The following is a 20,465-nucleotide window of genomic DNA, read 5'->3' as shown; positions in this document are numbered from 1 at the left end:
AGGTCGGGTCGTCAGCCGGGCGGCGGGAGGGGCTTCTGGAACCAATGGTGGGCGTACGGCTCGGCGTTGAAGGGCGGAACCTCGGTGTAGCCGGCCGACCGGTACAGCGCGATCGCTTCCGTCAGGGCTGAGTTCGTCTCGAGCCGGACGGCCGGCGCGCCGTGCTCGGCGGCCAGCCGTTCCAGCTCGGCGAGCAGCCGGCGGCCGAGCCCCAGTCCGCGCGCGGACTCGTAGACCCACATGCGCTTCAGGTGCGCCGGCTCGGCGTCGCGGAACAGCAGCACGCCGCACCCCACCGGCGCTCCGTGCAGCATGGCGACCAGGAGCAGCCCGTTCGGCGGGCGCACATCGGCGGCATCGGCGCGGATGCCATGGTCCAGGGAGAACCCGCCGTCGAACCGGACGTCCAACTCGGCGGCGTAGGCGCGCAGGCAGTGCCGGGCGACCGGGTCGTCCGGGTCGGTCACCGCGAACCGCACCGACGCCGCCGTCAGCAGCCGCTCGACCTCGGCCATCGCCGCGACCAGCCGCTCGCGCTGCCGGCCGGGCAGCGTCGCGAGCAGCTCCGCGGCGAGCGCGTCGCTGCGCTCGTCCAGTAGCCGCCGCTCGGCCCACCCGGCCTCGGTGAGCCGGGCCAGCCGCACCCGCCGGTCGGCCGGGCTGGGCTGCGTGGTCACCAGTCCGGCCGCCTCCAGCGAGCGCAGCAGCCGGCTCACGTAGCCGGAGTCGAGGTCGAGCGCCGTACGCAGCGACCGCACGTCCCGGCCGTCGCCGATCTCCCACAGCAGCCGCGACTCCCCCAGCGGCCGGTCGCGCGCGAGGAACCGGTCGTTGAGCGCGCCGACCTGCTGCGTGACGACGCGGTTGAACCGCCGCACCTGCGCGATCATCGTCTCGTCCATTCTCTGACTCTAGTCAGCTTCTTCCCTCCACACCTCCCTCCCCCGAGTTGGGCGGGTGCGGCGAGGGCGGGTGCGCCCTAGAGTCGCCCCATGACGGGACTCGATCTGAGCGGGCGGCGGGCGCTGGTCACCGGCGGGGGCAGCGGCATCGGCGCCGCGGTGGCCCGGCGGCTGGGCGCGGCGGGTGCGCACGTCATCGTCGCCGACGTCGACGGCGAGCGCGCGGCGTCCGTAGCCGGCGACTGCGGCGGCGAGCCGTGGCAGGTCGACCTCTCCGACACCGCCGCTCTGGCATCGGCCGAGATCGACGTCGACATCCTGGTCAACAACGCCGGCATCCAGCACGTCGCCCGGCTGGAGGAGTTCCCGCCTGACCGGTTCGCGTTCATGCTCCGGCTCATGCTCGAGGCGCCGTTCCTGCTCATCCGCGCCGCGCTGCCGGGCATGTACGCGCGCTCGTGGGGCCGCATCGTGAACGTCTCCAGCGCGCACGGCCTGCGGGCGAGCCCGTTCAAGTCCGCGTACGTCGCCGCGAAGCACGGCCTGGAGGGGCTGTCGAAGGTGACGGCGCTCGAGGGTGCGCCGCACGGGGTGACGTCGAACTGCGTCAACCCCGGCTACGTGCGCACGCCGCTGGTCGAGGCGCAGATCGCCGACCAGGCCGCGGTGCACGGCCTGCCCGAGGAGCGCGTGGTCAGCGAAATCCTGCTGGCCAACGAGGCGATCAAGCGCCTCGTCGAGCCCGACGAGGTCGCCGAGGCGGTGGCCTACCTCACCGGCCCGGCCGCCCAGTCGATCACCGGCACCGACCTCGTCATCGACGGCGGCTGGTCGGCGCGCTGAGCATCGCGGCCGCTAGACCGACGTGCCGATGGCGTACTCGATCAGGCGGACCGCCTGGTGCTCGAAGAGGACGGTGTAGTGGTTCACGCCGCCGGCCGGGATGACGCGGACCGTCGGCGGCAGCTCGGCCGCGGCGATGCGCTCGGCGTCGAGCAGGCCCTGCGGCTCGTCCAGCAGCCCGCGCGCGGCGTACAGCAGCGTCGCCGGGACGGTGCCGTCGCGCAGCGCGCGCAGCACGACCGGGTCGGCCAGCACGTCGGCGCCGTCGGCTCGCACCGCGTCGAGCACGCAGGACGAGCGACGCTCGCCGTCGCGGCCGACGAGGTCGTGCCGCAGGTACGCCTCGACCAGCTCGCCGTACGGTGCGTCGAGGGCCGGGCCGATCGCCGGATGCTCACGCCAGAAGTCCAGGTAGGCGGCTTCGTCGGCGAACGTCATGGTGAGCCGCCGCATCGCCGGGCCGATCACCTGCTCCAGAGCGGCGTCGATGTCGCCGTCCGGAGCCGGGAACCCGACGCCGCCGTCGATCAGCACCAGCGACGACACCCGGGACGGGTGGAGGTACGCCGTCAGCGCCGCGACGTAGGCGCCCATCGAGTGGCCCAGCAGCACCGCCGACTCGACCCGGGCGGCATCGAGGACGGCGACGACGTCGGCGGCGTGCGCCTCCAGCCCCCACGGCCCGCGGATCGACCGGCTGTCGGCCCGGCCGCGCAAGTCGGGCGCGAGCAGCCGGACCTGGCCGTCCAGCGCTTGCGCGACCGCACCGAAGGCCAGCGCGTTCGCGGTGATGCCGTGCAACGCCATGACGACGGGGGCGCCGGCCCCGCCGCGTCCCAGCTCGTGGACCGCGAGCGTCCCCCCGTCGACCGCGACCCCGAGCGTCATCGCGTGTCCAGCCCGCTGACCAGCGCCGCCACGAACTCGTCCGGTTTCTCGATGTGCGGGCTGTGCGCGGTGCCGGCGATGACGGTCTCGCTGGTGACGCCGCCGGCGGCGCGGTAGGAGTCGAGGACGGCGCGGGTCTGCGCGACCATCGGCTGCGGCGGCGCGGCGTCCTCGCCCGGCCAGCCCGGCACGGCGCCGATGGAGCCGAGGTAGGCGAGGTCGAACAGCGACGTGTCGGAGACGATGACGTCGTCGGAACCGCGGATCCAGCGGATGGGCGGCTTCGGGTCGATGGCGTCGAGCCCGTCCAGGCGCAGATGCGTCGGCGCCATCGTGTTGAGCACGCCTCGGGTGCCCGGGCCCACGCCCGGCCAGGCGTCGGCGGCCACGGAGTCGCCGGGATAGTGGTCGTCGCCGACGGCGGTGGTCAGCATCGACTCGACGTAGGCGTCGGCGTGCTCAGGCACGAACGGCGGCTTCACGTACGACGACAGCATCACCTGACGGGGCGACAGCGCGCCGTCGTCGCCGCGGTCGCCGTCGCGCAGCCGCGCCACGAACTCCGGGTTCGCCGCACCGCCGCCGGACCCCGCGGCCGACGGATCGCACAGCTTCCCGTCCGCGCCTCGGGTGCCGCCGAACCCGTACGGCGAGACCGGGTTGACCAGCGTGACCGACCGGTACCGCGCGGGCGCGTCGAGCAGCAGCTGCAGCACCACCGCACCGCCCATGCTCCAGCCGACCAGGTGCGCGTCGTCGAGCCCGAGGGTGTCGAGCAGCCCGGCGACGTCGTCGGCGTAGTCGCGGACGCCACGGGTCGCGTCGACCGGCAGGGTGTCGGTGCCGCCGAAGCCGCGCAGGTCGACCGCGACCGGGCGTAACCGCTCAGGCAGCCGCAGCATGGCCGGCTGCCAGAACACGCTGGACGACACGTTGCCGTGCACGAACACGACCGGTTCCCCGGTGTCGCGGCCGGCCACCGTGAGCGTGTTGACGGTGAGCCGCGGCGTCTGGTGACGAGTCGCCGTCACGCCCGGCATGAGCATGGATGTCATGGCCCCCTCCTCAGGAGGATGATGCCCTACCCGAGGCCGGGCCGCACCGGGGCGACCGCCGGAATGGCGCAGGTCAGGTTTCGTGCGCCGCGCTTTGCAATGAGCGCCTCCACGCACCACGCGACGCGAACGGCGTACGGCCGACGGCTCAGCGTCACGCCAGAACAGGGCGAACGCCGCGCGCATCGAGGAGCCCAGAATCGACCCCGTCCCCTGCTCGCTGCCCGTTCTTGGTCGCGAGCACCATGAGTTCCACCCTCGCCGGGCCGGTTCGTGGTGCGTATCGGTGCTCATTGCGGAGCGGCCAGCACCGCCGTGGCGAGCAGGACCGGACCGGACGATCACTCGCCGGGGAAGCGCAGCCCGATCTGCCGGCGGATCTCGTCGAGCGTCTCCATGATCGCGACGGTCTCGTCCAGCGGCATGACGTCGCTCTCGGTGGCGCCCTCGCGCAGCAGCCGGCCGACCTCGGCGGCCTGGTGGCGCAGCCCGCCGCCGACCCGGGTGTGCTCGAACCGCTCCGGCTGCGACGACCCCGGCCGGAGCAGCGAGAACGACGTCGGCGCGTACCAGACGTCGTCGATCTCCAGCCGCGCCTGGGTGCCGGAGATGACCGCGCGGTTCGCCGTCCGCGCCCCCAGCGTGGTGGTGACGACGGCGTGCGCGCCGCCCTCGTAGGTGAACACCGCCGACGTCTGGGCGTCGAGGCCGTTCGGCAGCAACGTGCCGGCCGCGACGACGCCGGCCGGGCGGCCCAGCACGTACGACGCCAGCGACACCGGGTAGACGCCGAGGTCGAGCAGTGCGCCGCCGGCAAGCGCGGGGTCGTGCAGCCGGTGGCCGCCGCCGGCCGGGATGGCCTGGCCGTGGTCGGCGACCACCGTCGTGATCTCGCCCAGCACGCCCGAGCGCAGCAGCTGGTCGATGCGGCGGAAGTGCGGCAGGAACCGCGTCCACATCGCTTCCATGAGGAACACGCCGCGGTCGCGCGCCAGGTCGACGACCTCGCGCGCCTCTGCGCCGGTGACCGTGAACGGCTTCTCGCACAGCACCGGCTTCCCGGCCTCCAGGGCGAGCCGGACGTTCGCGGCGTGCGCCGTCTGCGGCGTGGCGACGTAGACGACGTCGATGTCGGGGTCGTCGACCAGCTTCTCGTACGAGCCGTAGGCCCGCGGCAGGTCGAACCGGCCGGCGAAGCCGCTCGCGCTCTCGTCGCTGCGCGAGCCGACGGCGACCACCTCGGCGTCGTCGAGCAGCTGCAGATCGCGCGCGAACGAGGCCGCGATGCCACCGGTGCCGAGAATGCCCCATCGGATGCGCCGAGCCGAGTCCGTCATCTGTCGCTCCTAGCGGTACCCCGTGACGTCGGCGGGTTTGCCGGCGTCCTGCACCTCCACCAGGTACCGCCAGGCGTCGGGGCGGCTGCCGTCGAGGTCAGTGAAACCATAGACCCGCGCCAGCTGGCCGCTGGACAGCGACTGCCCGTTCCAGCGTGCGACGTCCGGGTCGGCGGCCAGCGCCGCGACCGCCCGGCCGACGAACCGCGGCGTCTCCGAGATCGCGAAGTGCGGCTCCCGCTCGAGTGCGTCGCGCCACGTCTCCTCCGTGACCCCGAAGTGGCTGAGCATCAGCTCCGAGCGCAGCCATCCAGGCGTCAGCGCGACCGCCGTCGCACCGCGCGGCCCCAGCTCCTGGCCGAGGGCGAACCCCATGCGCAGCACCGAGGCCTTCGCGAGGTCGTAGAAGAACGACACCCGGTAGTTCGCCGCGTTGTAGTCGGCGGTGCCGTCGGTCATCTCGACGACCAGCCCGCCGGGCGTGCGCAGCAGCAGTGGCAGCGCGAAGTGACTGGTGACGATGTGGGTGTCGACGGCGAGCCGGAGGATCCGCAGGCCCTTCTCCAGCGAGTGCTCCCACACCGTCGCGTCCCAGGCGAACAGCAGCTCGCCGCCCCAGATGTCGTTGACCAGGACGTCCAGGCGGCCCTGGTCGGCGTCGATGCGGTCGACCAGCGCCTTCACCTGCTCGGGCACGAGGTGGTCGACCTGCACCGGGATGCCCGTCCCGCCGGCCGCGGTGACCAGCTCCGCGGTTTCCTCGATCGTCTCGGGCAGGTCCTGCTCCGACCGCTGCGCCCGCGTGCTGCGAGCGGTGCAGTACACCGTCGCGCCGGCCGCCCCGAGTTCGACCGCGATCCCCCGCCCCGCGCCGCGCGACGCACCGGCGACGAGCGCGACCTTGCCTTCCAGCGTCTTCTCCATGGACCGATGGTGACGGACAGACGCTGACACGGAGTGTCAGCGATCGACCCCGGAGCGTGCCGGGCTGGCAGAGTGGTGTCCGATGACCGAACCGATGACGCGGGCGGCGACGGCGTTCCTCGCCGCGCTCGACCCCGGACGGCTGGCGCAGGCGGCCGCGCCGTTCGACGCGCCCGACCGGCGCACGTTCACGTACCTGCCGCGGCCCCGTCCCGGGATCGCGCTGGGCGAGCTGTCCGGCCAGCAACGATCGCTGGCGCTGGAGCTGCTGGCCACCGGGCTGTCGGCCACGGGGCTCGCCGACGCGCGGGCGATCATGGACCTCGAGACGGTGCTCGGTGCCGTCGAGCGCGCGGCCGGGGTGCCGACGTGGGAGCGGCGGCAGCCCGGGCTGTACTGGTTCCGGGTGTACGGGACGCCGGGGTCGGCGACGTGGGGGTGGCGGCTGGGCGGGCACCACCTGGCCGTCACGGTGACCGTGGTGGACGGCCGGGTCACCGCGACGCCGCAGTTCTTCGGCGCCAACCCGGCCACCGTTCCCGGCGGTTTCCCGGGCGCCGGACGGCGGACGCTCGCCGCCGAACAGGACCTCGGCCGGGCGTTGGTCACGTCGCTGCCGCCGGCCGAGAAGGCCGCCGCCATCACGTCACCGGAGGCGCCGCGCGACATCCTCACCCGCGACGACCCGGTCGCCGACGCGGGACGGATCGCGCCGGGCCTCGCCTATGGCGACATGCCGCCGGACGCACGCGAGCTGCTCGAGCGGCTGGTCCGGCACTACCTCGGCCGGGTGACGACGGCCGCCGCGGCGCCGGCCTGGGCCGAGATCGCCGCCGCCGGGCTGGAGCACGTCACGTTCCGCTGGGCCGGCTCGGTCGAGCCCGGCCACGGCCACTACTACGCCGTCCTCGGACCGACGTTCCTCCTCGAGTACGACAACACCCAGCACGACGCGAACCACGTCCACTCCGTCTGGCGCGACCTGCGCCACGACTGGGGCGACGACCTGCTCGCCGCCCACCACGCGGCGCAGCACTCCTAGCGAGCGAGCACCCGCGACACCAGGAAGTCGCGGACCACCTGCCGGAACCGCTCGGGCTCCTCCATCGGCGGGGAGTGGCCGGACTTCTCGAACACCACCAGCTGCGAGTCGGGGATCAGCGAGGCGATGGTCTCGCTGCACTCGACCGGCGTGATCCAGTCGCTGCGGCCCACCGTCACCAGCGCCGGGCAGGTCACCGACGGCAGGCCCGGCTTGACGTCGTAGGTCAGCTGGTTCACCGAGAAGGCGAAGTTGTGCGTGGCGTAGTGGTAGTCGACGGAGTCGACGCGCGCCTGGATGGACGCCGGGTCGTACTCGTGGTCGTAGAGCGGCAGGATCGACGCCCAGCAGTCGCGGAAGTCGTCGTTGTCGCGGATGCGGCCCTCCATGATGCGGGCCAGCTTGTCCTCGTCGACCTCGATGCGCGACGAGGCGCGCGCGTTGGCCATCGCCGCCTCCTCGTGCGAGTGGTCCGGCGCGGTGTCGCGCAGGACCAGCGCCAGCACGCGGTCCGGGTGGGCGATCGCGTACTCCATCGCGAGGAAGCCGCCGTACGACCCACCGGCCATGACCAGCGACTCCGCGCCGGCCCAGGCGCGCAGCGCGTCGATGTCGGCGACCCACTGCTCGTGCGTGAACGGCGGGACGTCGCCGCTCTTGCCGCTGCCGCGGGCGTCGAACACCAGCACCCGGCACAGGTCGGACAGGTGCCCGAACGCCGCCGTGGGCTCGTTCCTGGACCCGAGGCCGGGGGCGCCGTGGTGCGCGATGAGCAGCGGCTTGCCCGGGTCGTCGCCGCCGAGCACCTCGACGTCGAGCGGGTTGCCGTTGATCTCCACGATCATTTGCTTGCTCCTCCTAGGACAGCGCGATGACGACGTCGTCAAGGTCTCGGGGGAAGGCGGTCAGCCGCTCCGGTCCGTGCTCGGTGACCAGCACGGTGTCGGAGATGCGGTAGCCGGCGTGGCCGGGCACGTAGATGCCGGGCTCGCTGGAGACGACCATGCCGGGCGCGAGCTCGGTGTCGTCGCCGTCGGACAGCCACGGCGGCTCGTGGAAGTTCAGGCCGATCCCGTGTCCCTGACGGTGCCGCAGGTACTCGCCGTAGCCTGCGTCGCGGATGACGTCGAGGCAGGCCCGGTTGACGTCCTGGCAGCGCGCCCCCGGCCGCAGAGCACGAGTGCCGGCCTCCTGCGCCCGGTGGTCGGCGGTGAAGTAGGCCACCTGCTCCTGCGTCGGCTCTCCGAGGAAGAACGTCCGCTCGCTCTCGGCGTACCGGCCGCCGACGGCGCCGCCCAGCGACAGGATGAACGTGTCGCCGGGGCGCAGCCGGTACGACGACGGCAGCCCGTGCGGGTAGGCGGAGTTGGCGCCGCCGTAGACGAGGCCGCCGGTCAGCATCGGCACCACGACGACGTCGGAGTGCGTCTCGTACATCCACCTGGCGCCGGCGCGGACGACGTGGTCGGCCAGCTCGGCCTCGGTGGGCAGCTCGCCGCCGGCGACGGCGGCCGCCACCAGCTCCACGCCGGCGGCCAGCATCACGTCGCCGAGCCGGCCGGCCTGCCGGTGCAGCTCGACCTCCTCCGGCTGCTTCACCAGCCGCAGCTCGTCGACCAGCGCCGACATCCGCCACGTCACGCCGCCGAACACCGCCTCCAGCTGGGCCAGCCGACCGGTCGACACCGCCGGCGAATGCCCCCACACGCCGCTCGACGGCACCGCCTTGGCCAGCGCGGCGAACGGGCTGTCGACGCCGGGGAACTCCTCGAACGCCACCAGCTCGTCCACGACCGCGTTCTGGGCCTGCGCGTGCTCGCGTTCGAGCTCCGGCACCAGCAGCACGACGCGGTCCGCGCCCACCCAGACGACGGCGGGCCGCTCGTTCGGGTGGTGGAAGAAGCCGGTCAGGTAGGCGACGTCGTGCCAGTCGTCGACGACGACGGCGTCCAGCCCGGCGGTCTGCATGCGCGTGCGCAGCCGGGCGTGGACGTCGCGGTAGAACGCGGCGGGCAGCCGCTGGGAGAAGGTCATCGGGTCCCGTCCTGTCGGGTTCGGGGGTTGCGGGCGTCGTTGTAGGCCAGCGCGACCAGGGTGGCCGCGACGACCAGCAGCAGGATGGCCAGCGACGGGAAGAACGCCGTCCACCACGAGGAGCTGAGCGCGCCGGAGCGCTGGGCGTTGTAGAGGATCGTCCCCCACGACCAGCTGGACGGGTCGCCCAGACCGAGGAAGGCCAGGCCGGCCTCGCTGAGCACCGCTCGCGACGCCGTCACCACCACCGACACCGCGATCACCGGCGACACCGCCGGCAGCACGTGCCGCACCAGCACCCAGCGGTTCGGCGCCCCCATCACGTGCGCGGCGTCCACGTACGACAGCGTCACGATCGGCAGCGCCTGCGAGCGGACCACCCGGGCCACCTCGGGCCAGGAGAACACCGCGATGACGACGACGAGCGTCGTGACGCTGGGCCCGGCCAGCGCCGCCACCAGGATCATCAGCGGCAGCACCGGCAGCGAGAGCATCACGTCGACGAACAGGCCGAGCACGCCGTCGAGCCGCTTGAAGTACGCACCGCCGACACCGACCGCCACACCGAGCACGATCGCCAGCGCGGACGCGCCGAGGCCCACCGCCATGCTCGTGCGCGTCCCCCAGACGACCTGGGCGAAGATGTCGCGGCCGAGGTGGTCGGTGCCGAACCAGTGCGCCGCCGACGGCCCGGCGAGCACGTCCTCGCCGTAGCCGCGCGGGTAGTCGGCGATCAGCGGAGCGGCCAGCGCGACCAGCAGCAGCACCACCAGCAGCCCGGCCGCGACCAGGCCGAGCGGGTTGCGCCGGAACGCCCGCCACGTGCGGCTGGCCGGCGTCGGGCCCGCCGCGGGCTCGACCGCCGTCGTCAGCTCCTCGCTGAGCCCGCTCATGCCGCACGCACCCGCGGGTCGAGGAGGCCGTAGGCGAGGTCGGTCAGCAGGTTCGCCACCACGACCGCCGCCGCCAGCAGGACGAAGGCGCCCTGCAGCACCGGGAAGTCGAGCTGGCCGACCGACTCGTAGATCGCCCGCCCGACGCCCGGGTAGGCGAAGATCGTCTCGGTCAGGACCGCGCCGCCGACCAGGAAGCCCAGCTGGAGCCCGACGAGCGTCGTCGTCGGCAGCAGCGCGTTGCGCAGGGCGTGCTTCCACACCACTCGGCGCTCCGGCGCGCCCTTGGCCCGTGCCACCGTGCAGTACTCCTCGCCGAGCGCGTCGATGAGGTTCGTCCGCAGCGTGAGCACGTAGGCGCCGATCTGCAGCACCACCAGGCTCAGGCACGGCAGGACGAGGTGCCGCAGCATGCTCGCGTACGCCTCCAGCCCGTAGACGTCGTCGTCGATGGCGCCGCCGATCGGGAACCAGCCCAGCCAGAGCCCGAAGGTGTAGAGCAGCGCGATGCCCACCGTCGGGACGAACAGCGACTGCCCGATCACGCCGCCGACCTGGATGAAGCGGTCGAGGGCGCCGCCGCGGTGGGTGGCCGCGAGCACCCCCAGCGGCAGCCCGATGAGCAGCGTCAGCACCAGCGCGCTGCCGGTGAGGATGAGCGTCCACGGCAGCCGCTCCAGCAGCACGTCCGCGACCGGGATCGACTGCCGGAACGACACGCCGAGGTTGCCCTGCAGCAGCTCACCGAGGTACGTCACGTACTGCACCGCGAGCGGCCGGTCGAGCCCGAAGTCGGCGAGGATCTGCTGGCGCTGGTCCTCGCTCATCGTCGGGCTCGCGATGGCCAGCGCCGGGTCGCCCGGCAGCAGCCGCACGAGGAAGAACGTGACGCTGACCGCGAACCACAGCGTGAGCAGGCCGCGCAGCACCCGCAGCGAAGCGAACCGGAGCAGGGCCATGTGCGCTCAGTCCGCCGCCCGCACCGACGCCAGCGACTGCGGGTTGACCACCGAGAGCAGCTCGCTGGGCTTGGGCTGGAAGCCGGTCCACTCGTTCGAGGCCGCGAAGGTGAACTGCTCGACGTACATCACGTTGTCGTAGACCTGCTCGGTGACGATGCGGGCCAGCTCGTGCAGCGGCCCGCGCGCGTCCTCGACGGTCAGCGCCGACGACGCCTCCGCGAGCAGCCGGTTGATCTCGGGATCGTTGACGCCGGCGTAGTTGATGAAGCCGTCCGGCGCGAACAGCAGCGAGAAGTTCGACTGCGGCTCGTCGATGATCGCCCAGGACCCGGCGTAGATGTCGAAGTCGCGCTCGTTGGTGCGGGCCAGGTAGGTGTTGCGCTCCAGGCCGGCCAGCGTGATGGTGATGCCGGCCTCCGCCGCCTGGTCGCGCACCAGCTCCGCCCACGAGGAGATGTTCGGGTCGCCGGCGTCGTAGATCATCTCCAGCTCGAGGTTCTCGACACCGGCCTGCGCCAGCAGGTCGCGGGAGAGCTCGGGGTCGTACTCGTACTCCTCGGCCGTCTCGTCCACCCACTGCGCGAACGTCGGGGTGAGGACGCTGGAGTTGGCCGACACCGCGTTGCCGCCCAGCACGACCTCGCGGATGGCCTCGTAGTCGACGGCGTGCGCGAGCGCCTGGCGGACCTCGACCCGGTCCAGCGGCGGGCGGCGCATGTTGTACTGCATGTGCGCCCAGCCCAGCGACGGGACGCTGAACGTCTGCAGCTCCTCGTCGCCCTCGACGTCGCGGGCCACCGACGGCGGCAGTGCGTTGCCGATGAGGTCGATCTCGCCGGAGCGCAGCGCCAGCACCTCGGTGTTGACGTCGGGGTAGACGCGGAACACCACCCGGTCGAGCACGGCGCGGCCGTCCTCGGCGAGCGGATAGTTCTCCACCGCCTCCAGCACATAGCGCTGCCCGCGCTCGACCTGCGTGAGCACGAACGGGCCGGCCGACACCCAGTCGGAGTCGTTGGCGAAGTCGGCCACCGTCGGGGCCTGCCCGAACACGTGCTCAGGCACGATCGGCATCCAGAACCCGATGCTGTTGAGGAACGCGCCGTCCGGCCTGCTGAGGGTGAACTCGATGCGGGTGTCCGACACGGCCGTGGCGGACTCGTACGCACTGATCATGCCCGCGACGGTGCCCAGCTGCTCGGCCTTGATCGCGTCGATGGTGAAGACGACGTCCTCGGCGGTCAGCGGCTCGCCGTCGGACCACTCCATGTCGTCGCGGATCTCGATCCACGCGCTCAGGCCGTCCTCGCCGTAGCCCCATTCCGTCGCCAGCGCCGGCACCTTGGTGCCCTCGTCGTCGATGGTCATCATCGCGGGGTACATCAGGTTCGTGACCCAGCTGTCGGTGCGGCTGTTGCCGACCAGCGGGTTGAAGTTGACGACGTCCGCGGTGGTGCCGATGGCCAGCTCGCCGCCGCTGCCGCCGTCGCCGCCCTCACCGGCGTCCTCGGACGCGTCGCCCGACGCGCCGTCGGGCTCGGACGGGACGCAGGCCGCCAGGCCCGCCAGGGTCAGGGCCGCCGCCGCGCCCAGCGCGGCGCGCCGGCCCAGGCCGCGCATAGTGCTCATCTCTCCCAGACCTCCTCGATGACACGCATGGCGTTGCCGCCGATGACGGCGCGGATCTCGTCGTCGGAGTAGTCGTGTGTGACCAGCCAGCCGACGATGTTCCAGAAGCACTCGGCCGGGTTCTCCAGGCCGTCGACGTACTCGACCTCCTCGTAGTCGACCGAGCCGTGGGCGTCGCCGATCGACAGGTGGCCGGCGAACAGGTGGTGCAGCCCGACGTGGTCGCCGAACAGCGTGTCCGGCCCGAACCCGACGTGCTCGATGCCGACCAGGTCGACGCAGTACACGAAGTGGTCCATCACCGACTCCAGGCTGTGCCGCGGGTGTTGCGGCGACAGCGTCGTGTGCGGTGCGGCCTCCAGGCCGATGACGCCGCCGCGCTCGGCGCAGGCCTTGATGACGTCGTCCGGCTTCATCCGGTTGGTCGGCCACACCGAGCGGGCGCCGGCGTGGGTGATGATGATCGGCTTCGTCGAGTGCTCGATCACCTCCAGCGAGGTGAGGTCGCCGGAGTGCGACACGTCGACGACGATGCCGAGCTTGTTCATGCGCTCCACGGCCTTGCGGCCGAACGCGGTGAGCCCGCCGTCGCGGCGCTCCTTCAACCCGCTGCCGAGCGTGTTGGCCTCGCTGTAGGCGATGCCGAGCTGACGGACCCCGAAGCCGTAGAGGATGTCGATGCGGTCCAGCTCGTTCTCGATCGGGGTGGACGCCTCCAGCCCGGCGATGAGCGCGATGCGGCCGGTCTCGTGCGCCCGCCGGATGTCCGCGAGCGTCTCGGCCTTGATGACGAAGTCCTGGTGGGCGAGGTCGGAGAAGCGCATGCCGAGGTCGGCGATGATGTCGGTCCACTTCCAGCCGGCGTGGCTGGTCACGCACGCCGTGCCGTCCATGAAGTTGTCGATGACGGCGGTGAGGCCGGACCGCGCGAGGCCCTCGTAGCCGGTGCGGTGCCGCCCGTGCCGGTTGTAGTCGATGGTCTCGCCGATGTCGTCGGGGAACCGCGTCGGGTGCTCGTGCGTGGACACGACGACGCTCTCGGTCAGCAGCCGGGTGACCCGTTCCCGTTGCGCGTCGGACAGCTCCAGCCCGCCGTACTCGGGCACCCGGCCGAGCTCGGGCGCCAGATCGAACGCCTTGTAGTCGATGCCTTCACGCAGGTAGCTGTACGAGCGATACCCGTCGTAGCGCTTGGCCGGTTCGAGCACGGCAGACCTCCCGGAATCCTTCATCAACCCCACCGACGATGGCAGATCTCGGCATTCACGGCAAGTATTGCGACGGAGATCGGCGTAACGTTCATGTTGCACGCTGGATTTCGGCGCCCCGTCCGATACGATGGCCGCCATGACGGACGAGACCGTGCTCGACGACCTCGACCGGCGCATCGTCGCCGCGCTGCAGACGCACGGCCGGGCGACGTGGCAGCAGATCGCGCGGGCCGTCGGCACGTCCGACACCACGGCCGCCCGGCGCGCACAACGGCTGTTCGGCTCCGGCCTCGTCCGCGTCGTCGCGTCCGCCGACCCGCTGCGCAGCGTCGGCGGCTACCCCGTCCTCGTCCAGGTCACCTGCCGCGTCGGCCAGGCGCCGCGGGTCGCCGCCGAGCTGGCCGCCCGGCCCGACGTGCGCTTCGCCGCCCTCATCACCGGCACGTTCGACCTCATCGTCGAGCTGATCGTGCCGTCGCAGCGCGCGCTGGCCCGGGTGCTGTTCGAGGAGATCGAGCAGGTCGACGGCATCCTCTCGACAGTCACCGAGACGGTGATCGCCCAGCACAAGGTCGCCAACGTGTGGGCGCACGGCACGCTGTCGCCGGAGGCCATCGCGACGCTGGAGTCCGAGCGCGGGCCCATCGAGCAACGCGACCCGAAGCCGCTCGACGAGCGCGACCACGCCCTCGTCGAGCTGCTCGGCGACGACGCCCGGCTGAGCTTCGCCGAGCTGGCCGCCCGGCTCGACATGAGCGAGTCGATGGTCAAGCGGCGGCTCGACACGCTGACCCGGGACGGGCGTGTCCGCTACACGACGATCGTCCGGCCGGAGCTGCTCGGCTACGGCGTCGAGGTGTTCTACTGGCTCGCCGTCGACCTGCGTCACCTCGACGAGACCGCCAAGGCGCTGGGCGAGCGGCCGGAGGTGCGCTACCTCTCCTCCACCGCCGGCTACAGCGACCTGACCTGCGAGGTCGTTCTCCGGCACCAGGACGATCTGCTGACCTTCAACACCCGCGTGCTCGGCGAGCTGCCCGGCATCCGCCGGGTCGAGATCGGCCTGGAGCTGATCACCGTCAAGCGCGCCTTCACCCTCGTCGAAGGGGGCGCCCTGTGACCACACCCGCGCTCGCGATCCACCGCCTCGGCGTCGAGTTCCGCACCGGCGACGGCACCACCACCGCCGCGCGCGACGTCAGCATCGAGGTCCGGCCGGGCGAGATCCTCGCGCTGGTCGGCGAGTCCGGCTCGGGCAAGAGCGTCAGCGCGCTCTCCGTGCTGGGGCTACTGCCGCCGACCGCCGTCCGCACCGGGCGCATCGAGGTCGGCGGCCGCGACGTCACCACGCCCGACGGGCCGACCCTGCGGCGGCTACGCGGCCAGGACGTCGCCATGGTGTTCCAGGACCCGATGACGGCGCTCAACCCCGTCTTCACGGTCGGCTCGCAGATCGTCGAGGCGCTCCGGCTGCACACCGACCTCAGCCGCCGGGCCGCGCGGGCGCGGGCCGTCGAGCTGCTCGGCCTGGTCGGGCTGCCCGACCCGGAGCAGCGGTTCGGGTACTACCCGCACCAGCTCTCCGGCGGGCAGCGCCAGCGCGCCATGATCGCGATGGCCATCTCGTGCGATCCCGCCGTCCTCATCGCCGACGAGCCGACGACGGCGCTCGACGTCACCGTCCAGGCCGAGATCCTCGCGCTGCTGCGCAGCCTGCGCGACCGCCTGGACTCCGCCATCCTCATCATCACCCACGACATGGGCGTGGTGGCCGACATCGCCGACCGCGTCGTCGTCATGCGGGGCGGCGAGATCGTCGAGGAGGCGCCGGTCGAGCAGCTGTTCGCCCGGCCGGCCCAGCCGTACACCCGCGACCTGCTGGCCGCCGTGCCGCACCTGGGACGGCAGGAGGTCCGGCCGGCTCCGGCCGCGCCCGGCGACGGTCCGCGCGCCGCGCTGGAGCTGCACGACGTCGTCGTCGAGTATCCCGGCGGCTTCGGGCGCCCCGCCTTCCGCGCCGTCGACGGCGTGTCGCTCACCATCCCGCGCGGACAGGTGCTGGGCCTGGTCGGCGAGTCCGGATCGGGCAAGTCCACGATCGGCCGTTGCGTGGTCGGCCTGCTGCGGGCGGCCTCCGGGCGGGTCGTCGTCGACGGTCAGGACGTCACGAAGGCGTCGCGAGCGGAGCTGCGCGCGCTGCGGCGCACCGTCGGCATGGTCTTCCAGGACCCGGCGTCGTCGCTGAACCCCCGGTACACCATCGGCGACAGCATCGGCGAACCGCTGCGGCTGCACGGCCGGCCGCGCGCGGAGGTGGCGCAACGGGTCACCGAGCTGCTCGAGAGCGTCGAGCTGCCGGCGGCCTGGCGCAACCGCTACCCGCACGAGCTCTCCGGCGGCCAGCGCCAGCGGGTCGGCATCGCCCGCGCCGTTGCGCTCGACCCCGTCCTGCTGGTCGCCGACGAGCCGACCAGCGCCTTGGACGTGTCCGTACAGGCGCGCGTGCTCGAACTGCTCATGGACCTGCAGACGCGGCTGGGCTTCTCGTGCCTGTTCATCAGCCACGACCTCGCCGTCGTCGAGCTGCTGGCCGGCAGCATCGCCGTCATGCACCAGGGCCGCATCGTCGAGCAGGGCGGCAGCGCCGACATCCTGTCCGCTCCGCAGGACGACTACACCCGGCGGCTGCTGGCGGCCGCCCCCGTGCCCGACCCGGTCGAGCAGCGGCGCCGGCGGGCCGAACGCGAGCGGGACCTGGCGCTGGGCTGATCGCGCCTACGGGAACGAGAACGGCCGGTCAGGAGGAGCCTGACCGGCCGGGACGTGGTGTGGAGCCGCCTGTCGGAATCGAACCGACGACCTATTCATTACGAGTGAATCGCTCTACCGACTGAGCTAAGGCGGCGCGTGCCCGGCGAACCGGGCACGGTGCATGAGTATAGGGCGTGAAGGTGCCCGGCACCCAATCGAGGGGTCAGAGAGCGTCGGTGGTGATGGCAGCGCCGAGGGCCGACCCGGCCACGTACTGATCCCAGGTGTAGTTCCAGTCGGCCATGCCGGGGTCGCCACGCTGGAGGAGGTCCTCGGGGCCGCGGGTGGAGTTGGCGACCGTGACGATGTCGCCGTACTGCGCCAGCTGGAAGAACGTGGCGCCGTTGGCCTGGCTGAGGTTGATGCACCCGTGCGACACGTTCTCGGACCCCTGCGATCCCTCGGACCACGACGCCGAGTGGACGAACGTGCCGCTCCAGGTCAGGCGGACGGAGTTGGGCACCTCGAGGTCGTAGTAGTTCGGGTCGTTCGGGTCGCAGGTGATGTTCGCGTTGCACGAGGTCATCTGCCGCGTCTCGAACTTCTCCAGCACGATGTACGTGCCGTTGCGGGTGGCGAACTCGGGCGCGCCGAGACTGGTGTCCCAGGTGGCCACGGCCGCACCGTCGACGCTGTAGGTCATGGTGTGGGTGGCGGCGTCGACGGTGGCGACCTGCGCCTTCCCGACGGTGAAGTCGAGGTCGTAGGAGCGGCCGCCCCAGAGGTCGGCGCCGGCCTGGACGCCGTTGAGGTCGAGGTTCAGCCGCACCTGGGTGCCCGACGGCCAGTACTCCTTCGGCCGGAAGTGCACCTCCTGCGAGCTCACCCAGTGCCACGAGCCCTCGACCTGCGGGTTCGACGCCACGTGCATGGCCTGCTCGACGTTCTCGCGCTCGGTGACCTCTTGGTCGAACCGGACGGTGATGGGCGCGCCCACCCCGACGACGGCGCCGTCGGTGGGCTGCATGCTCAGCGTGAGGCGGTTGGCGTCGGGCACGGCGCCGACGGCGAAGGAGTCGGTGAACGTGTGCTCCATGCCGAGCCGGTCGGACGCGACGACCGTGACGGCGTAGGAGGCGCCGGGCTCCAGCGGCGCGGCGCTCTGCCAGCTGCTGCCGTCGTCGCCGACCTGGCCCTCGACCGGCTCGCCGCCCTCGGGGGCGACCTCGACGGAGTCGATGTGGCCGCGGGGGACGCTCAACTGCAGCGGGGTGCCGAACGCCACCTCGTCGCTGATGCCGTCGAGGCGCAACGGAACCCGCTGCGACTTGGGACCCTCCGCCTGCGCGGTGGCGTCGCCGCCCGCGCCGCCGTCGTCGGAGCCGCTGCACGACGTCAGCAGCACCGCCGCACTCAGCACGAGCACGGCCCGGCGGATGGTCAAGCGAAGGCGCATCACTCCATTATCCGCATAGTTCGCGGCGATTCACGAGGCGCACGTCGTGCCGTCGTCCGGCACCGTGCCGGCCAGCAGGTACGCGTCGACGGCCTCGTCGATGCAGTTGCTCCCCGCGAGGTAGGCCGTGTGCACGGTGGAGTCGTAGGTGAGCAGCACACCGGACGACAGCTGCTCGCTCAGCGACTGCGCCCACTCGTACGGCGTGGCGGGGTCGCCGGTGGTGCCGACGACGAGGATCGGGTCGGCGCCCGGTGCGGCGACCGGCGGGTGCGGCGCCGGCGCCCCGGTGGGCGTGGCCGTGGGATCGTCGTCGCCGCCGACGCCGGCCTCGGCCAGGCCGTCGGCCAGTGCGGAGCAGCCGAACCCGCCCCAGGCGAGGAACGGCCCGAACACCTGCGACACCGCGCTGAACTCGGCCAGGCTCGCCCGCGCCTCGTCGGCGGTGGCGGTCTCCGGATGGTCCATGCAGTTGACGAGGCTGATCACCTCGTTGGCGTTGCCGTTGTAGGTGCCGTCGCTGTTGCGCTCGAGGTAGAGGTCGGCGAACGTCATGAGCAGCGTGCCGTCGTCCTCGGTGAGCGCGAGGTCGAGCGCCTCGTTGAGCGGCTCGTAGCCCTCGTCGGCAGTGAGGTACAGCGGCAGGATGATGCCGTAGAACGCCAGCGACTCGGTGAGCGGGCGGTTCTCGTCGTCGGTGGCCAGCGGCTCCTGGTCGGCCTGCCGCAGCAGCCCCGCCAGCGTGGCGCGCGCCTCGTCGTCCGACGAGCCGAGCGCGCAGTCGCTCTGGTCGAAGCACCAGGTCAGAAACGCCGACAGCGCCCGCTCGAAGCCGCGCGCCTGGCCGAGGCCGAGGTCGTCGCCGGACAGCGTGGGGTCGATGGCGCCGTCGAGCACCAGCCGGCCGACGCGGTCGGGGAACTGGTCGGCGTAGAGGGCGCCGATGAACGTGCCGTACGACTTGCCGAGGTAGTTGAGCTTCTCGTCACCCAGCGCCGCGCGCAGCACGTCGAGGTCGCGGGCGACGTCGGCGGTGCCGATGTGCGGAACCAGCTCGCCGGAGTTCGTCGCGCACCCGGCGGCGAGATCGCGGATCGACTCCTCCATGTCGGCGATCTCGGCGTCGTCGTCAGGGGTGGCGTCGGCGGCGAGGTACTCGTCCAGCTCGGCGTCGTCGACGCAGTCGACCGGGGTGGACTCGGCGACGCCGCGGGGGTCGAAGCCGACGATGTCGTAGCGCTCGCGCACCTGCTCGGTGACGACCGAGCCGGCCAGCTGCGCGTACTCGACGCCGGACGCGCCCGGCCCGCCCGGGTTGACCAGCAGCGAGCCCAGACGCTGGTCGCCCGTCGCCGGCGCCCGCAGCAGCGCCAGCTCGAGGGTGTCGCCGCCCGGGTCGGCGTAGTCGACCGGGACGGTGGCCGTCGAGCACTGGTAGCCCTCGCCGCAGTCGCGCCACTCGAGCTGCTGCGTGTAGAACGGCTCCAGCCCGGGCTCGATCCCCTCGGTGGCGTCGGGGGCCGGCGTCGACCGGTCCGGCACGTCGGCCGGCTGGCCGTCACGCGCCGGCTCGGCCGAGCAGCCCGCGGCGGCCACCACGGCGGCCACCGCCAGGCCGGCCAGGGCACGGAGTCTCACAGGTTCTCCCCGTCGTCCTCGTACACGTCGTCCTCGATGTCGGGCGTGCGGCGAGCCCCCTGGGCGACGGCGCCCTCGTAAGCCTGCCGGGACCCGCAGACGCTCGCCTTGGGGCAGGCGACACGGCGGCCGGTCTCGCGGTCGCGGACGTACACCGTCTCGGCCGGGACGTTGTAGGCGACGACGGTGCCCTCGACGCCGTCGTCGGTGGTGACGTCGCAGCCGACGGTCGGCACACTGCGCTTGAAGTCCTGGTACAGCGGATGCTCGTACTTGAGGCAGCACATCAGCCGCCCGCACGCGCCCGAGATCTTCAACGGGTTGAGCGGGAGGTCCTGGTCCTTCGCCATGCGCACGCTCACCGGCTCGAAGTCGGTGAGGAACGTCGAGCAGCAGGTGTCGCGGCCGCACGGCCCGATGCCGCCCTGCACGCGGGCTTCGTCGCGGGCGCCGAGCTGACGCAGGTCGATGCGGGCCCGCAGGGTACGGGCGAGGTCGCGCACCAGCTCGCGGAAGTCGACCCGGTGCGGCGCGCTGAAGTAGATGGTGACCAGCTGGTCGACGTCGGGGCGGGTGTCGACGTAGTCGACGCCGACGATCTTCATCGGGAGGTCGTGGTGGCGGATGAGCCGGCGCGCGGCGACCCGGATCTCGGCCCGGCGGCGGCGGTTGCGCTCCTCGCGCTGCAGGTGCTTCTCGGTGGCCGGCCCCTCGCACACGGGCAGGCCACCGATGTCCTCGCTGACCCACTGCGGCGCCCACACGCATTCGGCGACCTCGGGGCCGTCGTCGGTGGGGACGAGGACCTTGTCGCCGACGCGTGGACTGTGCTCACCCGGGTCGAGGTAGTAGAGCCTCCCGTACCGGGTGAAGGCCACTGCCATCACCATGCCCACGCGT

At 72.5% G+C, this 20,465-nt stretch carries 18 protein-coding genes and 1 tRNA gene; 4 read left to right on the top strand and 15 right to left on the bottom strand.

All coding sequences use genetic code 11. The features are described 5' to 3' along the window. Window positions 1-11: 11 nt before the first annotated feature. Window positions 12-902 (bottom strand): bifunctional helix-turn-helix transcriptional regulator/GNAT family N-acetyltransferase, encoded by an 891-nt coding sequence (locus DY240_RS02090; protein ID WP_119658318.1) that lies wholly within the window; start codon window positions 900-902, stop codon window positions 12-14. A gap of 90 nt (window positions 903-992) precedes the next feature. Between DY240_RS02090 and DY240_RS02085 the strand changes: the two genes are divergently transcribed. Continuing rightward, entirely contained in the window at window positions 993-1,745 is a 753-nt protein-coding gene (locus DY240_RS02085; RefSeq protein WP_119658317.1) for a 3-hydroxybutyrate dehydrogenase, read from the top strand. A 12-nt stretch (window positions 1,746-1,757) separates the two neighbouring features. Here the strand turns inward: DY240_RS02085 and DY240_RS02080 are convergent, their stop codons facing one another. The 4 genes from DY240_RS02080 to DY240_RS02065 form a co-directional block, all read right to left on the bottom strand. After that, on the bottom strand, window positions 1,758-2,633 hold the full coding sequence (locus tag DY240_RS02080) for an alpha/beta hydrolase (protein ID WP_119658316.1): 876 nt from the start codon (window positions 2,631-2,633) through the stop codon (window positions 1,758-1,760). After that, window positions 2,630-3,688, bottom strand: coding sequence for an alpha/beta fold hydrolase (locus DY240_RS02075; RefSeq protein WP_119658315.1), 1,059 nt, complete (start codon window positions 3,686-3,688; stop codon window positions 2,630-2,632). Before DY240_RS02075 ends, DY240_RS02080 begins: the two co-directional genes overlap by 4 nt. A gap of 341 nt (window positions 3,689-4,029) precedes the next feature. Beyond that, on the bottom strand, window positions 4,030-5,025 hold the full coding sequence (locus DY240_RS02070) for a Gfo/Idh/MocA family protein (protein WP_119658314.1): 996 nt from the start codon (window positions 5,023-5,025) through the stop codon (window positions 4,030-4,032). 9 nt (window positions 5,026-5,034) lie between these two features. Further along, window positions 5,035-5,949 carry an SDR family oxidoreductase gene (locus DY240_RS02065; protein ID WP_119658313.1) on the bottom strand — a complete coding sequence of 305 codons (915 nt, stop codon included), beginning with the start codon at window positions 5,947-5,949 and terminating at the stop codon, window positions 5,035-5,037. An 82-nt stretch (window positions 5,950-6,031) separates the two neighbouring features. Here DY240_RS02065 and DY240_RS02060 point away from each other — a divergent pair, with 82 nt between their 5' ends. After that, window positions 6,032-6,991 (top strand): DUF3500 domain-containing protein, encoded by a 960-nt coding sequence (locus DY240_RS02060; RefSeq protein ID WP_119658312.1) that lies wholly within the window; start codon window positions 6,032-6,034, stop codon window positions 6,989-6,991. Here DY240_RS02060 and DY240_RS02055 read toward each other — a convergent pair. Genes DY240_RS02055 through DY240_RS02030 form a run of 6 tightly spaced genes read right to left on the bottom strand, consistent with a single transcriptional unit; the run spans window position 6,988 to window position 13,717 of the window. Next, window positions 6,988-7,836, bottom strand: coding sequence for an alpha/beta fold hydrolase (locus tag DY240_RS02055; protein WP_119658311.1), 849 nt, complete (start codon window positions 7,834-7,836; stop codon window positions 6,988-6,990). The genes DY240_RS02060 and DY240_RS02055 overlap by 4 nt on opposite strands. A 13-nt stretch (window positions 7,837-7,849) precedes the next feature. Continuing rightward, window positions 7,850-9,025, bottom strand: coding sequence for a M24 family metallopeptidase (locus DY240_RS02050; protein ID WP_119658310.1), 1,176 nt, complete (start codon window positions 9,023-9,025; stop codon window positions 7,850-7,852). Next, the gene (locus DY240_RS02045) at window positions 9,022-9,918 is read right to left on the bottom strand and encodes an ABC transporter permease (protein WP_119658309.1); all 897 of its coding nucleotides are present in this window, start codon (window positions 9,916-9,918) and stop codon (window positions 9,022-9,024) included. The genes DY240_RS02050 and DY240_RS02045 overlap by 4 nt, the downstream gene beginning before the upstream one ends. Continuing rightward, entirely contained in the window at window positions 9,915-10,877 is a 963-nt protein-coding gene (locus tag DY240_RS02040) for an ABC transporter permease (RefSeq protein WP_119658308.1), read from the bottom strand. The genes DY240_RS02045 and DY240_RS02040 overlap by 4 nt, the downstream gene beginning before the upstream one ends. Window positions 10,878-10,883: 6 nt before the next feature. Beyond that, complete coding sequence (locus tag DY240_RS02035) at window positions 10,884-12,509, bottom strand: ABC transporter substrate-binding protein (protein ID WP_199700624.1); 1,626 nt, start codon at window positions 12,507-12,509, stop codon at window positions 10,884-10,886. Beyond that, window positions 12,506-13,717 carry a dipeptidase gene (locus DY240_RS02030; protein WP_119658306.1) on the bottom strand — a complete coding sequence of 404 codons (1,212 nt, stop codon included), beginning with the start codon at window positions 13,715-13,717 and terminating at the stop codon, window positions 12,506-12,508. Before DY240_RS02030 ends, DY240_RS02035 begins: the two co-directional genes overlap by 4 nt. A gap of 139 nt (window positions 13,718-13,856) precedes the next feature. Here DY240_RS02030 and DY240_RS02025 point away from each other — a divergent pair, with 139 nt between their 5' ends. After that, window positions 13,857-14,840: an Lrp/AsnC family transcriptional regulator gene (locus DY240_RS02025; RefSeq protein WP_158602706.1), complete on the top strand. Its 984-nt coding sequence runs from the start codon at window positions 13,857-13,859 to the stop codon at window positions 14,838-14,840. Then, the gene (locus DY240_RS02020) at window positions 14,837-16,489 is read left to right on the top strand and encodes an ABC transporter ATP-binding protein (protein WP_119658304.1); all 1,653 of its coding nucleotides are present in this window, start codon (window positions 14,837-14,839) and stop codon (window positions 16,487-16,489) included. The genes DY240_RS02025 and DY240_RS02020 overlap by 4 nt, the downstream gene beginning before the upstream one ends. 60 nt (window positions 16,490-16,549) lie before the next feature. Here the strand turns inward: DY240_RS02020 and DY240_RS02015 are convergent. From DY240_RS02015 to DY240_RS02000, 4 genes are all read right to left on the bottom strand, one after another. Beyond that, a tRNA-Thr gene (locus DY240_RS02015) sits at window positions 16,550-16,625 on the bottom strand. A gap of 69 nt (window positions 16,626-16,694) precedes the next feature. Continuing rightward, the gene (locus tag DY240_RS02010) at window positions 16,695-17,927 is read right to left on the bottom strand and encodes a L,D-transpeptidase (protein WP_147375173.1); all 1,233 of its coding nucleotides are present in this window, start codon (window positions 17,925-17,927) and stop codon (window positions 16,695-16,697) included. Window positions 17,928-17,957: 30 nt separating this feature from the next. Beyond that, window positions 17,958-19,565 carry an alpha/beta hydrolase gene (locus DY240_RS02005; protein ID WP_199700622.1) on the bottom strand — a complete coding sequence of 536 codons (1,608 nt, stop codon included), beginning with the start codon at window positions 19,563-19,565 and terminating at the stop codon, window positions 17,958-17,960. Then, complete coding sequence (locus DY240_RS02000) at window positions 19,562-20,455, bottom strand: PSP1 domain-containing protein (RefSeq protein ID WP_119658302.1); 894 nt, start codon at window positions 20,453-20,455, stop codon at window positions 19,562-19,564. Before DY240_RS02000 ends, DY240_RS02005 begins: the two co-directional genes overlap by 4 nt. Between the last annotated feature and the right edge of the window lie 10 nt (window positions 20,456-20,465).

Source organism: Jiangella rhizosphaerae, assembly GCF_003579925.1.
Classification (GTDB): Bacteria; Actinomycetota; Actinomycetes; order Jiangellales; family Jiangellaceae; genus Jiangella; species Jiangella rhizosphaerae.
Note: the sequence above shows the minus strand (reverse complement) of the source record. Positions and strands in the feature narration are given on the sequence as shown.